The sequence below is a fragment of the Collinsella aerofaciens ATCC 25986 genome (genome assembly GCF_964259375.1).
Taxonomy (GTDB): Bacteria; Actinomycetota; Coriobacteriia; order Coriobacteriales; family Coriobacteriaceae; genus Collinsella; species Collinsella aerofaciens_BO.
Window position 1 is genome coordinate 41,475 of record NZ_CAXVJM010000013.1, and the last position, 13,818, is coordinate 55,292.

General features: G+C 63.1%; 9 protein-coding genes and 2 tRNA genes. All 11 read right to left on the reverse strand.

Going from position 1 to position 13,818, the window contains the following annotated elements; translation table 11 throughout:
* Positions 1-95 precede the first annotated feature (95 nt).
* Complete coding sequence (locus tag ACEXKH_RS06945) at positions 96-2,792, reverse strand: valine--tRNA ligase (protein WP_373573598.1); 2,697 nt, start codon at positions 2,790-2,792, stop codon at positions 96-98.
* A gap of 210 nt (positions 2,793-3,002) precedes the next feature.
* Positions 3,003-4,409 carry an ATP-dependent Clp protease ATP-binding subunit ClpX gene (clpX, locus tag ACEXKH_RS06950; protein WP_373573599.1) on the reverse strand — a complete coding sequence of 469 codons (1,407 nt, stop codon included), beginning with the start codon at positions 4,407-4,409 and terminating at the stop codon, positions 3,003-3,005.
* A gap of 1 nt (position 4,410) precedes the next feature.
* Positions 4,411-5,031, reverse strand: a complete 621-nt coding sequence (locus ACEXKH_RS06955; protein ID WP_022095182.1) for an ATP-dependent Clp protease proteolytic subunit — start codon at positions 5,029-5,031, stop codon at positions 4,411-4,413.
* Between the two features lie 163 nt (positions 5,032-5,194).
* Positions 5,195-6,493: a trigger factor gene (tig, locus tag ACEXKH_RS06960; RefSeq protein ID WP_195363869.1), complete on the reverse strand. Its 1,299-nt coding sequence runs from the start codon at positions 6,491-6,493 to the stop codon at positions 5,195-5,197.
* Between the two features lie 91 nt (positions 6,494-6,584).
* Positions 6,585-6,668 (reverse strand) — tRNA-Leu (locus ACEXKH_RS06965).
* 327 nt (positions 6,669-6,995) lie between these two features.
* A complete protein-coding gene (locus ACEXKH_RS06970; RefSeq protein ID WP_373573600.1) occupies positions 6,996-9,827 on the reverse strand; it encodes a molybdopterin-dependent oxidoreductase in 2,832 nt (943 codons plus the stop codon).
* Complete coding sequence (locus ACEXKH_RS06975; RefSeq protein ID WP_373573601.1) at positions 9,827-10,729, reverse strand: FAD binding domain-containing protein; 903 nt, start codon at positions 10,727-10,729, stop codon at positions 9,827-9,829. Before ACEXKH_RS06975 ends, ACEXKH_RS06970 begins: the two co-directional genes overlap by 1 nt.
* A gap of 133 nt (positions 10,730-10,862) precedes the next feature.
* Positions 10,863-12,218 carry an NADP-specific glutamate dehydrogenase gene (gdhA, locus tag ACEXKH_RS06980; RefSeq protein WP_373573602.1) on the reverse strand — a complete coding sequence of 452 codons (1,356 nt, stop codon included), beginning with the start codon at positions 12,216-12,218 and terminating at the stop codon, positions 10,863-10,865.
* Between the two features lie 257 nt (positions 12,219-12,475).
* Positions 12,476-12,871: a DUF3343 domain-containing protein gene (locus ACEXKH_RS06985; protein ID WP_373573603.1), complete on the reverse strand. Its 396-nt coding sequence runs from the start codon at positions 12,869-12,871 to the stop codon at positions 12,476-12,478.
* Between the two features lie 29 nt (positions 12,872-12,900).
* Positions 12,901-13,533: a molybdenum cofactor guanylyltransferase gene (gene mobA / locus ACEXKH_RS06990; RefSeq protein WP_373573604.1), complete on the reverse strand. Its 633-nt coding sequence runs from the start codon at positions 13,531-13,533 to the stop codon at positions 12,901-12,903.
* Between the two features lie 154 nt (positions 13,534-13,687).
* A tRNA-Sec gene (locus ACEXKH_RS06995) sits at positions 13,688-13,784 on the reverse strand.
* Between the last annotated feature and the right edge of the window lie 34 nt (positions 13,785-13,818).

A 13,818-nucleotide genomic window follows, 5' to 3' on the forward strand; every position in this document is an offset into this window, starting at 1 on the left:
CCGCACGCAAAGGACAGCACTTAATGTGCTGTCCGTCTTGCGCAGGACTGTCCGCAGCGGAGAGCAAAGCATCGGGACGCGCCCCCAAGTAAACCTTACGAGAAGTCAGCAACCTGAGCAGTCAGCGCCGCCAGGATCTCCTTGAGCTCAGCTGCACGGTCCCTCTTCTTCTGGACCACCGCGGGCGCGGCCTTAGCCACAAAGCCCTCGTTGGCGAGCGTCTTCTCGCAGCCGGCGAGCTCCTTCTGGGCCGCGGCGATCTCCTTCTCCAGGCGTGCCTTCTCGGCCGAAAGGTCAACCTTGCCCTCGAGCACCACAAAGACCTCGACGCCGCTGTCAACCACGGCAATGCTCGCAGCCGGCTTCTCAACGTCGGTGCCCATAACCAGCGAAGCCGTGTTGGCCAGCGGCTCAATGGTCGAACGCAGGCTCTCGAGCTTCTCGATGTCCTCGGCGCCGGCGCGCACGACCACGTCGAGCTCGGCCTTGGGGCTCAAGCGATAACGCGAACGGGTGGCGCGTGCGGCAGACACGACGGTACGGCACAGCTCAAACGCACGCTCGGCGTCCTCGTCGACATACTTGGCGTAGTCGGCGGGCTCGGGCCACTTGGCAATCATGAGCGCCTCGGCGCGGTTCACGTTGCCCTCGGCGTCCAGGTCGAGCACGCTGGCCGGCATGTTGTCCCAAATCTCCTCGGTGACAAACGGCATAAGCGGGTGCATCAGGCGAATGGAGGTGTCGAGCACAAAAATCAAGTTGCGCTGCGCCTGCAGACGGCCCTCGCCCTTCAGGCGGGCCTTGGTGACCTCGACGTACCAGTCGCAGACCTCGTTCCAGAAGAACTGCTGCACGCCGCGGGCCATGTCGCCAAAGGTGTAGTTCTCGATGCCCTCGGTCACCATCTTCACAGCCTTGGCCAGGCGACTGAACATCCAAGCGTCGGCCGGCGTCTCCACGACAGGCTCGCCGGGCGTGTAGCCCTCCATGTTCATGAGCAGGAAGCGGCTGGCGTTCCAGATCTTGGTCACAAAGCTCTTGGCCTGGTCGGTACGCGGGCTGTCGATGAGCTTTTTGGTCTTCTTGTCGATGTTCGCGTCGAACTTAACATCCTGGTTGTTGGTGCACAGCGTGAGCAGGTTGTAACGCATGGCATCGGCACCGTACATGCCGATGAGATCCATGGGGTCAACGCCGTTGCCCTTGGACTTGGACATGCGGCTGCCGTCCTTGGCAAGGATCGTCGGGTAGATGACGACGTCCTTAAACGGCACCTCGTCCAGGAAGTACAGCGAGCTCATGACCATGCGGGCGACCCACAGCGCGATGATGTCGCGCGCGGTGACAAGCGCCGTCGTGGGGTGATGGCCCTCGAGCAGCTCCGGCTTTTGCGGCCAGCCCTGCGTGGCGAAGGTCCACAGCTGCGAGCTGAACCAGGTGTCCAGCACGTTCTCGTCCTGATGCACGTGATGGCCGCCGCACTTGGGGCACACATCGGTGTCCTCGGTAAGGGCGTCCTCCCAGCCGCAGTCCTCGCAGTAGAACACGGGAATGCGGTGGCCCCACCACAGCTGGCGGCTGATGCACCAGTCCTTAAGGTTCTCCATCCAGGTGGTGTAGGTCTGCGTCCAGCGCGCGGGATGGAAGGTGACCTTGCCGGAGTTGACGGCGTCGAGCGCCGGCCCCTTGAGCTTGTCGACGGCGACGAACCACTGCTCGGACAGCCACGGCTCCAGCGCGGCGTCGCAGCGGTAGCAGTGCATGACGGAGTGATCGAGGTCCTCGACGTGATCGAGCAGGTCGTGCTCCTCGAACCACTTGATGACGGCCTCGCGGCACTCCTCGCGGGTCATACCGGTGAACTCGCCGTAGCCCTCGACGACCACCGCGTGCTCGTCAAAGATGTTGATCTGCGGCAGGTCGTGGGCCTGGCCCATGGCGTAATCGTTGGGGTCGTGGGCCGGGGTGACCTTGACGAAGCCGGAGCCAAAGTTGGCGTCGACGTGCCAATCCTCAAAGATAGGAATCTCGCGATCGACGATGGGGAGCTTGACGGTCTTACCCACAAAGGCGGCCTTCTCGGGGTCCTTCGGGGAGACGGCAACGCCCGTGTCGCCGAGCATGGTCTCGGGGCGCGTGGTGGCGACGACGATGTAGTCCTGGCCGTTGACCGGCTCGGTCAGCGGGTAGCGCAGGTGCCACAGGTGGCCCTTCTCGTCCTTGTACTCAGCCTCGTCGTCCGAGATAGCGGTGGTGCAGTTGGGGCACCAGTTGACGATGCGCTTGCCGCGATAGATCAGGCCGTCGTGGTACCAGTCGCAGAAGACCTTGCGCACGGCCTGGGCGTAGTCCTCGTCCATGGTGAAGCGCTCGTTATCGAAGTCGACGGAGCAGCCCATACGCTTGATCTGCTCGACGATGATGCCGCCGTACTCGTGGGTCCAGTCCCAGCAGGCGTCGACAAACTTGTCGCGACCGATCTCCAGGCGGCTGATGCCCTCGCTCTTGAGCTTCTTGTCGACCTTGGTCTGCGTGGCGATACCGGCGTGGTCGGTGCCCAGCACCCAGCGCGTGGACTTGCCGCGCATGCGGGCCATACGGATGATGGCATCCTGGATGGAGTCGTCGGTGGCGTGACCCATGTGGAGCTTGCCGGTCACGTTGGGAGGCGGAATGGTGACGGTGCAGTCGCCCACGCCCTCACGGCGCTTGTAGTAGCCGCCGTCGAGCCACTTCTGCAGGATCGCCGGCTCGTTGGTCGACGGATCGTAGTTCTTGGGCATTTCTTCCATATATCTCTCCCTGTCCCGCCGGGGAGGAATGTAGGCCCGACAGGGCCTACATTCCTCCCCTTAGGTATCGATTACTTCAGTCTGAATGACTTCGCTGAGGCTTAAACAAACACACAGAATAACACAGGTAGTTGGGGTTATTGCGTATATATAAAATAGCCTCCGACCGCGGGTGGTCAGAGGCTATTTGCAAGCACGTTTTTGGCAGGTTTACCCGTAGATGCGTTGGGGCTGCTCTTCGCCCTTTACGGAGGCTTCGGTCACAACGACCTTGGAAACGCCCTCCTCGCTGGGCAGGTCGAACATCGTCTGCTGCAGCACGTCCTCGCAGATGGAACGCAGGCCGCGGGCGCCGGTCTTGCGGGCGAGCGCCATACGGGCGATCTCGTGCAGGGCAGCGTCCTCAAACTCAAGCTCAACGTCCTCGAGCTGGAACATCTTGCGGTACTGACGCACCACGGCGTTCTTGGGCTCGGTCAGGATCGACACCAGGTCGTCCTCGTCGAGCGCCTGCGTCTGGGTGACGACGGGCGTACGGCCCACGAACTCGGGGATCATGCCAAAGGCGTTGAGATCCTGCGGGAGCACCTGACGCAGCAGGTCGTTCTCGTCGACCGAGGTGGGACCGGCAATCTCGGAGTTAAAGCCCACGCCCTTGTTGCCCACGCGGTCGGCGATGATCTTATCCAGACCCACAAAGGCACCGCCGCAGATAAACAGGATGTTCGTCGTGTCGATCTGCAGCAGCTCCTGCTGGGGATGCTTGCGGCCGCCGGTGGGCGGAACGCTTGCCACCGTGCCCTCAAGAATCTTAAGCAGCGCCTGCTGAACGCCCTCGCCCGAAACGTCACGGGTGATGGAGAGGTTCTCGGCCTTGCGGGCGATCTTGTCGATCTCGTCCACGTAGATGATGCCCACCTGCGCGCGCTCAATGTCGCCATCGGCGGCGTTAATGAGCTTGAGCAGGATGTTCTCCACGTCCTCGCCCACGTAGCCGGCCTCGGTAAGCGCGGTGGCGTCGGCGATGGCAAACGGCACCTCGAGGATGCGCGCGAGCGTCTGGGCGAGCAGGGTCTTACCGGTACCGGTGGGACCGAGCAGCAAAATGTTGGACTTAGCGAGCTCCACCTCGTCCATGTCATCACCGAGCTGCGAATCCAAGCCGTCGTCAAAGGCGGACACCGCGGCACCGCCCTCGATCACGCGACGGTAGTGGTTGTACACGGCCACCGACATGGCGCGCTTGGCGTCCTCCTGGCCCATAACATAGGCCGAAAGCTCGTCATAGATCTCGTGCGGCGTCGGTACGTGCGTGATGACCTGACGGTCGTCCTCGATCTCAAAGCCCTCCGTCTCGGGGTCAACGGCGGGCTGAGACGCAGCCTGGCCGTGGTCGTTGAGGAAACCCGGGAGATTGCCGTTGCGGGCGGCGTCCATAAAGTCCGAAGCCAACGACTCCTCAAGGATCTCGGAGCAGGCGGCGACGCACTCGTCGCAGATAAAGATGTTGGTCGGGCCCTTTACGAGACGACGGACCTGGCCCTGCTCTTTTCCGCAGAAGGAGCAGCGGATGGGGTTGCCGTTCTCGTCAAAGTTGTCCTGCATGTTACCTGCCATCCTAGGCGTCCTTCGCGGCGAGGTCGCGCGAGGTGACGATACGGTCGATCAGGCCATAGTCGAGGGCCTCGGCAGCGGTCAGGTAGTTATCGCGCTCGGTGTCGGCCTGGACCTTCTCGATCGGCTGGCCCGAGGCATCGGACAGGATCTGGTTGAGCTCGCGGCGGGTCTTCTTGATCTCCTCTGCCACGATCTCGATCTCGGTCTGCTGGCCCTGGGCACCGCCGCTGGGCTGGTGAATCATGACCTTAGAGTGCGGCAGGCAGAAGCGCTTGCCCTTGGCGCCGGCCGAAAGCAGCACGGCGGCCATGGATGCAGCCATGCCGACGCAAATGGTGGAAACCTGCGGCTTGATGAAGTTCATAGTGTCCAGAATCGCCAGACCGGAGTAAACCTCGCCGCCGGGCGAATTGATGTAGAGCGAGATATCCTTCTCGGCATCCTGGCTCTCAAGATGCAGCAGCTGGGCAACGACCAGGTTGGCGCTGACGGAGTTGATCTCCTCGCCCAAGAAGATGATGCGGTCGTTGAGCAGGCGCGAATAGATATCGTAGCTGCGCTCGCCGCGCGGCGTCTGCTCGATAACGTATGGCACGAGGGCGGAATCGAACTTGGCGATCATACGCATCTCCATTTCTCTCTTGCGGACCAAATTGGTTCTAGATAAACGTACGGTGCCCGCATGCTATGCATTGGCTGGCACCGTACGAAGCAACCGGATAACCGGTGTATAACTTTACCCCATCACGGGCGCGACCATGCGCTCGCGGAAAAGGTGGCGAGAATTACTCGGCGTCCTTGGCAGTCTCGTCGACCTCGGTCACCTTGGCGTTCTCGACCAGGTGATCGACAGCCTTGGAGCGACGGATGGACTCGCGGACGGCAGGCATGCGGCCATCGGCAATGAACTCGGCCTTGGAAGCCTCGACGTCCTTGACGCCGGCCTTCTCGAACTCGGCGTTGATGTCGTCCTCGGTGACCTCAATCTTGAGCTCACGGGCGAGGGCGTCGAGCGCCAGGGACTCACGGGCAACGTCGTTGGCCTGCTTGTGCAGGTCGCCGATGAACTGCTCCATGGTCAGACCGGAAGCGGGCAGCCAGGTGTCCAGGGTCATGCCGCGGGCAGCGAGGTTGGACAGGAAGTTCTGGCCGAGCTCCTCAAAGACGGACTGCTCGTAGTCGGCGTCCATCTCATCGAGCTGCAGACGCTCGGCGAGAGCGGAGACGCAACGGTTCTCCTTCTCGGCCGGGAGGCGGGAAGCCTTGTCCTGCTCGATCTCGATCTTGATGGCGTCGCGCATGGCCTCGATGCTGTCGAAGCCAAAGTCGGACTTGACGAGCTCGTCGGTGAGCTCGGGGGTGTTGCGGACCTTGATGCCCTTGACGGTGACCTCGACGGTGTGAGTCTCGGCCTCCTCGCCCTCCTCGACCTCGTCGGTCCAGGTGACGGTCTTGACGTCGTCAACGTTAGCGCCGATCAGGGCCTCGTTGAACTCCTTGGGGTTGCTGTCGCTACCGGCGATGAGCATGCGGCCCTCGGCGGCAAAGTTGTCGGCGTTCTCGACGGCCTTGAGGTCGACGGTCACGTAGTCGTCAGCCTCGACGGCGCGACCCTCGACGTCCTCGAAGGTGGCACGGTAGTTGAGGAGCATCTCGACCTGGTTGTTGATCTCGGACTCGGTGACCTCCGCGGGAGGCATCTCAATCTCGACGGCGTCGAAGGAGGAGAGCTCGGCAGCAGGGCGCAGGGAGAACTCGACGGTGTAGGTGTAGTCCTCGTGATCCTTGGCGAGGTCGAGCTCCTTGTAGTCACCGTTCTTGGTGGGGACGATGTCCAGCTCGTTGAGGACGACAGGCTCGTTAGCGGCGATCAGGTCGTTGGTGGCCTGAGCGAGGGTAGCCTCGGCGCCAAGAGCAGAGTCGATGACCGGACGGGGAGCCTTGCCGGCGCGGAAGCCCGGGAAGCGGTACTTCTTGGCGGTGTCCTTGTAGGCCTTCTTGATCGCGGCGTCGACGTCGGCGGCCGGGATAGTGACCGTAGCGGTGAGCTTGGCGTCCTTGACGTCAGAAGCGGTGATGTTCAACACGTTCCTCCTCATACTGCCCAGCTTATCTGAGGTGCTGGTACCTTTATGCAACAAAGAGTCGCGACGGCGAGAGCCGACGCAGGTGCGTTGGTGCGGGCGAAAGGACTCGAACCTTCACGGGAATCCCACCAGAACCTAAATCTGGCGCGTCTACCAATTCCGCCACGCCCGCATGAGCGCACAGACTAGGAATGATAGCAGATACGAGCGACAAGCGCACGCACACGTTTTTGGCTCACGACCTCACCACGAGTATTCCGGTTCGCGCTTTCCGTTTGAGACGTTGACCGGAAAATGCATCCCGGTTTGGGACCTCGAAATGGGCCACGCTTTCCGCCGAAGGCCTCAACCGGAATGCGCATCCCAGTTTACGAGCAAATTCCGGGATGGACTTTCCGCAAGGGGCCTCAAACGGAAACTGCGTCCCACAATTCGGCCGAAAAGTGGGACGCAGTTTCCCCGGGCTCGCCAAAGGGCAACAGCGGCAGCGGCGCCTCGTCTACTCCCCCAGCAGGGCCTTCTCGGGCGTGATGGGCAGCGAGCGGACCTGGTGGCCGGTGGCGTGCGCCACGGCCGAGGCCACGGCGGCGAGCGGCGTGTTGATGACGACCTCGCCGATCGACTTGGCACCAAACGGACCCGTCGGCTCGTAGCTCGGCTCGAAGGCCACGCGAATGCTGCCGATATCCAGGCGCGTGGGCAGCTTGTAGCTCATAAAGTTGCCGGTGCGCAGGCGGCCGCGGTCATCGTGCTCGACAATCTCGTAGAGCGCGTGGCCGATGCCCTGGGCAATGCCGCCCTCGGCCTGGACGCGCGCGAGCGCCTCGTTGATCACGGTACCGCAGTCGACGGCCGCTGCGTAATCGACCACAGTCACCTTGCCGGTGGCCTTGTCGACCTCGACCTCGGCAATACCGGCCATAAACGGCGGAGGCGAAACGGGCAGGCAGGCAGAGGCATGCGAGGTGAGCGCGTCGCCGCCCGCAATGTTCTTGACGCACAGGTTGGCAAAGTCGCGCAGCGTGAGGTAGCGGTTCTGCTCGCGAGCGGCACGCTCGTCGGACAGGCGCACGTACTGGCCGTCGAAGACCACGTCGGCGGCGTCAACGTCCCACATCTGGGCGGCCTTGGCGCAGATCTTCTCGCGCAGCTCGGTCGCGGCGTTCTTGGCGGCAAGGCCCGTCACGTAGGTACCGGAGCTCGCGTACGAGCCGGCGTCGAACGGCGACACATCGGTGTCCACGCCGCGCACCACAATGAGCGAGCTCTCCACACCCAGCTCCTCGGCGGCAATCTGCGCCAGGATCGTGTCGACGCCCATGCCGTTATCGGTGGCGCCGGTGCCGATGGTAATGAAGCCGTCTTCTTCCAGGCGCATGTCGATGCCGGCGATGTCCACGTTGGAGATGCCCGAGCCCTGCATGGTGAGCGCGCAGCCCAGGGCGCGCACGCGGTCGCCCAGGTCCACGGCCAGCGGCTTGTCGCGCCAGCCGATCATGTCCATCGCACGCAGCAGGCAGCGGTCGAGCGCGCAGGCATTGAGCTTCTCGTTGTAGTACTGCGGCATGGTCTCGCCCTCGCGCACGATGTTCTTAAGGCGCAGGTCGGCGGGGTCCATGTGCAGCATGTCGGCGAGCTCGTTGACGGCGCTCTCCACGGCAAACTGGCCCTGAGTGGCACCGTAGCCGCGATACGCGCCGCCGCGGTTGGTGTTGGTGTAGACGGCGTCCCACCTAAAGCGGCTCGCCTTCACATGGTTGTAGATCGGCAGGCTCTTGTGGCCCGAAAGGCCGATCGTCGTGGTGGCGTGCTCGCCGTACGCGCCGGCGTTGGACAGCGTATGCAGGTCGATGGCCGTGATGGTGCCGTCGTTCATGGCGCCCAGCTTGACGGTCATCTGCATCTGGTGGCGCGAGTTGCCCGCAGTGATGGTCTCCTCACGGGTGTAGCAGCAATAGCTCGGACGGCCGGTCTGCTGGGTGACAAACGCCACGAAGATCTCGCAGCAGCCCGTCTGCTTGGAGCCAAAGCCGCCGCCGATGCGCGGCTTAATGACCTGCACCTGCGACTGCGGAATGTCGAGCGACTGCGCGACCATGCGGCGCACGTGGAAGGGCACCTGCGTAGAGGTGGTCACCGAGATGCGCCCGAACGCGTCGGTCGTCGCGAAGGCGCGGAAGGTCTCCATGGGCGCGGTCTGCGTGGCCTGGCTGGTGTAAGTGCGCTCAAAGACGATGTCGCTCTGGGCGAAGGCCTCGTCCAAGTCGCCATAATCGCTGGTACCGCTGCACACCAGGTTGCGCGGCACGTCGCCGCCCTGCGGGAACATAAAGGTCACGTCGCCCTCGGGGTGGACCACGATGTCGTTATCGAGTGCCTGGGTAAAGTCGAGCAGGGGCTCGAGCACCTCGTAGTCGACCTTGATGAGCTTGAGTGCCTTGTCGGCGGCTTCCTCGGTCTCGGCGGCGACAATCGCCACCTCCTCGTTTTGATAGCGCACGAGGTTCTCGAGGATCAGGCGGTCGTAGGGACTCGGCTGCGGATAGCTCTGGCCGGCGATGGTGAAGCGGCGCTTGGGCACGTCCTCGTAGGTGTAGACGCCCACCACGCCCGGCACCTTCAGGGCACGCGAAGTATCGATGGAGCGGATCTTGGCGCGGGCATAGGGGCTGCGCTTGAGTTTGACAATGAGCGCGCCGGCGGGCACTAAGTCGCCCGTGTAGACGGGGCGGCCCTCGAGCAGGGCCTTCGAATCCTTCTTGGGCTGCTTGTGGGTGATCTGCTTGTAGGTAACGCCGTCGGAGCTCGTGTCGTTGACGGGCAGCTCGGGCATCTCAAAGCCCACCTGCACGCCGGACTCGTTGAGGAAGCGAACGATGGCGCGCAGCTGGCTCTCGTAGCCGCTGCAACGGCAGAGGTTGCCGGCCAGCTGGCGCGACAGCTCCTCGCGTGTGGCGACGAGGCTCGGGTCCTCCTTGGCGGCGCGGGCGAGCGCCAGCACGTTCATGATGAGGCCGGGGGCGCAAAAACCGCACTGCTCGGCACCTTCGGCAGCCATCGCGCGGGCGAGCGCCTCGGATTCGGCCTTAAGGCCCTCAAGCGTGGTGATGGTGTGGCCCTCAACACGGGCGGCGGGAACCGAGCAGCTCAGCACCGGGTCGCCGTCGAGCCACACCGTGCATAGACCGCAGTTGGTGGTCTCGCAGGCGCAGCGCACCGACGCGCAGCCCTGCTCGCGCAGCAGCGCAAAGAGCATGGTGTCGGGGGCAATCTGAACCTTGACCTTGCGGCCGTTGAGTGTAAAGGAAAGATCGATGAGTTTGGCAGCCATTAGCGCACCTCGCTAGAATCGACGCCGGGCACGCGGCGGCAGGAATACTCGTCCGTGGCAAACTTAGGAATCTGCACGCTCTCGAGCTCGCGGGCAAGCGCGGCCGAAAGCTCGATGCCGGCGGCGCGGCGCACGGCCTGAATCGCCAGCGGGGCCGAAATGCGGCGGCGGTAGTCGGCCGAGCCCCACAGGTTGGTGCCGTAGCTCAGCGCGCGCACGGACGCGGCGAGGGCACGCAGCTCGTCCTCGGAAGGCTGCTCGCTCACCAGGCCGCACGCCTCGCCCTGCAACAGGGTCGCGCGCAGCGGGCGGGCACCCACGGTGACGTGCCAGGAGTTGTCCCACCAGGCAGCGGTGACATTGAGCGAGGGGAAGTCGGTCGCGGCCTTGCGCACGGCCTCATAGCTGGCACGGTAATCGTGCTTGACGACCACCACGTGCTCGATCACGTCGCGTACGTAGCCCATGTCAACGAACTCGGCGAGCGGCACGCGGCCGGCACCCGTCAGCTCAACATACGAATCGAGCGCCAGGAACGCCGAGAGCACGTCCGAGAAGCCAAAGCGGCCGTAGATGCTGCCGCCTACCGTGGCGGTGTTGCGCAGCTGCACACCCACGATGTCATGGACGGCGAACTCAAAGACATTGTTGACAAGCGCGTTGAGCCCGGCATGACGCTCGAGCTGGCGCAGGGTGCACATGGCACCGATGCGAAACTCGGTCTCGGTCTCCTCGATCTGATCGAGTCCGCAGGCCGAAAGGTCAATCGCCGTCGCCACACGACGCGAACCCAGGCGTATCCAGATGCCGCCACCCACAATTTTGTTGTTGCGGTTCTTCTGCAAGAGCTCATAGGCTTCGGCCGCGTTTCCAACACGGACGTAGGTACCGAACTTGAGCACGTTCTCCCCCATCTCTTCACTTGTCCAGTACTTTTAAGTGTACCAAACGAGGGGGCGCCGCCATCGTCACCATAGAAAAAGGCTCCCAGCCGGATAGCTGGGAGCCTCATCACATGCTATGTCGAGCGAAGATTTAGCAGACGCCCTGGGCGAGCATGGCGTCGGCGACCTTCAGGAAGCCAGCGATGTTGGCGCCCATGACAAAGTTGCCCTCCTGGCCATACTCCTTGGCGGTGTTGTCCACGTTGTGGAACATGCCGCGCATGAGCTGCTCGAGCTTGCCGTCGACCTCCTCGAAGGTCCAGGACAGGTGCTCGGCGTTCTGGCTCATCTCCAGGCCGGACACGAGTACGCCGCCGGCGTTGGCAGCCTTACCGGGCATAAAGGCGACGCCGTTCTCCTGGAAGTAGGTCGTGGCCTCGATGGTCGTGGGCATGTTCGCGCCCTCACCGACCACCTTGCAGCCGTTGGCGACGAGCGCCTGGGCGTCCTCGAGCAGCAGCGTGTTCTCGCGAGCGCAGGGCAGCGCGATGTCGCAGGGCAGCTGCCATACGCCGCGGCCGTCGCCCTCGTGCCACACGGCGTTGGGCTTCTCGTCAACGTACATGGCGAGCGTGACACCCTTGTCGTGGCCGGAGCGCTTCTTGTTGTAGACATGCTCGAGCACGGTGTAGTCGATGCCGTCGGGATCCTCAACCCAGCCGTGGGTGTCGGAGCAGGCCAGCACCTTGCCGCCGAGCTGGGAGACCTTCTGAACCGCGTAGATGGCGACGTTACCGGAGCCGTGAACGACGACGTTCTTGCCCTCGAAGGAGTCGCCGCGGCTCTTGAGGTACTCGTCCACAAAGTAGGCCAGGCCGTAGCCGGTGGCCTCGGTACGGGCGAGCGAGCCGCCAAAGGAGAGGCCCTTGCCGGTAAGGACGCCGGTCCACTCGTTGGTCAGGCGCTTGTACTGACCGAACAGGTAGGCAACCTCGCGGCCGCCAACGCCCAGGTCGCCGGCGGGAACGTCGGTGTTGGGGCCAATGTGGCGATAGAGCTCGGTCATGAAGGACTGGCAGAAGTGCATGATCTCGTTGTTGGACTTGCCCTTGGGGTCAAAGTCGGAGCCGCCCTTGCCGCCGCCCATGGGAAGGGTGGTCAGGCTGTTCTTGAGGATCTGCTCCAGGCCCAGGAACTTGAGCATGCCCAGGGTGACCGTCGGGTTAAAGCGCAGGCCGCCCTTGTAGGGTCCAATGGCAGAGTTGAACTCGACGCGATAGCCGCGGTTGACCTGAACCTTGCCCTGGTCGTCGACCCAGGGAACACGGAACATGACGATGCGCTCGGGCTCGACGAGGCGCTCAAGCAGAGCGGCCTCCTCGTACTCGGGATGGGCGTCGAGCGCCGGCTGGATGGTGCCGAGGATCTCGGTTGCGGCCTGGATGAACTCAGGCTGCTCGGGATAGCGGGCCTTGAGCTCGTCGAGAACTTTCTGCGTGTAGCTCATGCTTCCTCCAATGATGGGAAACGAAAAATGTTGGTCGCGGCACCCTATGCGCCGCGAGCTTTATCGTGTATGGATAATATCGCACTGTTGCGGCAAAGTTTCGCATAAGCCGATGAGCAGATGTTTCATTTTGATTACGATGCAGGTAGAAGCGTTTTTGAGTGCCTGACGTGCAAAACCTGTGTTTCAAACCTGTTTCGTCCACGTGTTCCAAACCACCACATTGGGGACAGGCATCTTTGTGGTGATGTTGGTGGTTAGAGGACGAGCTGATGGTAGTCGGCGGGGGTTATGCGGCCTTCGGTGGCAGCGCGGAAGGCCGCGAGCGCATCGCCCGAGAACGGCATGGCCCAGCACAGCCCGCAGCCGGCGGTAATGGAGCCGGGCAGCGGCATGATGCGTCCAGGCACGCCGGCATCCAGGCACAGCTGCTCGCATTCCATCACATCGAAGGTGCTGTCAAACGACACGATGATCTTGCGCTCATGTTCGAGGGCATCACCGGACGGGCCTTTACGGTGCGACTCGCGATACGCAGCCGCCGCTGCCTCTTCCTCGGCCGTATGTCCACAGCCGCCACAGCCGCAGGTGCAAGGCTCGGACCCATCGCAAGTGCAAGGTTCCCCAGTATCGGGGCAAATATCATGTGACACGGCATCTCCCGTCATTGATGTGTGCAGATCTAGGCGAGCAACTCGGCCGCCGCAAACTCCTCGGGCGTATTGACGTTCTCGAAGCAGAGCGTCGAGCCTGCGACCTTAACGATCTGCGGTTCATCCATATAACCAGCCTGAACGCGATTAATCAGGCAGCGAATGCGCTGACGGTCGCAGGCGAGCAGCTCTTGGGCGACCGGCGCACACGCGTCACGGCGCCAGACGGCACAAAGCGGCTCGATCCCCCGCTCCTCGCGCGGCACGCACACATCGAGCGCCTCGGCCTCAACACGATCGGCAAGCGCGCCGATGAGTTCCGGCGAGACAAACGGCATATCGCAGGCGACGATCGCCACGAGAGGCAGCCGAGCCGCAGCCAGCGAGCTCGCGATGCCGCGCATGGCGCCTGCCGGCCCCTCAAGGTCCGACACTATTCGCGGCACCAGACCGCCAAACGCGCGCTCCTCAAGATAGGCAAGCTCGCTGGGGCGCGAGGTCGTCACGACCAACTCGCCGGCAACTGTCGCCAGCCGACCCAGCACGCGCTCGATGAGCGGTTCGCCGCAAAACGTCATGCGCGCCTTATCGCAGCCCATGCGCGACGACAACCCGCCCGCCTGGACGACACAAGAAAGATCGGCCCGTCTTACGGTAGTCATACGGCAAAACACCTCCATCGGCACGTTCAAAACCCAGCGCACGAAGCTAAATACCGCCGCCGAAATAGCGGCGCTACGAAAAGCTCGTGCAAAAACAAAACAGCGCCTTTGCGGCACGCAGCAAGACCGCGAGCACAAAAGCGCTGGTAGCGTATGGCGGGAACGTATGTGAATCGAACACATCCAAGACGTTTTGCACGCCTCGCAACGGTTTTGAGGACCGCGGAGCCCACCGGAGCCCATCCGTTCCCAAGTGCGCCGGTATTTTACCAAACCAAGCGGGCC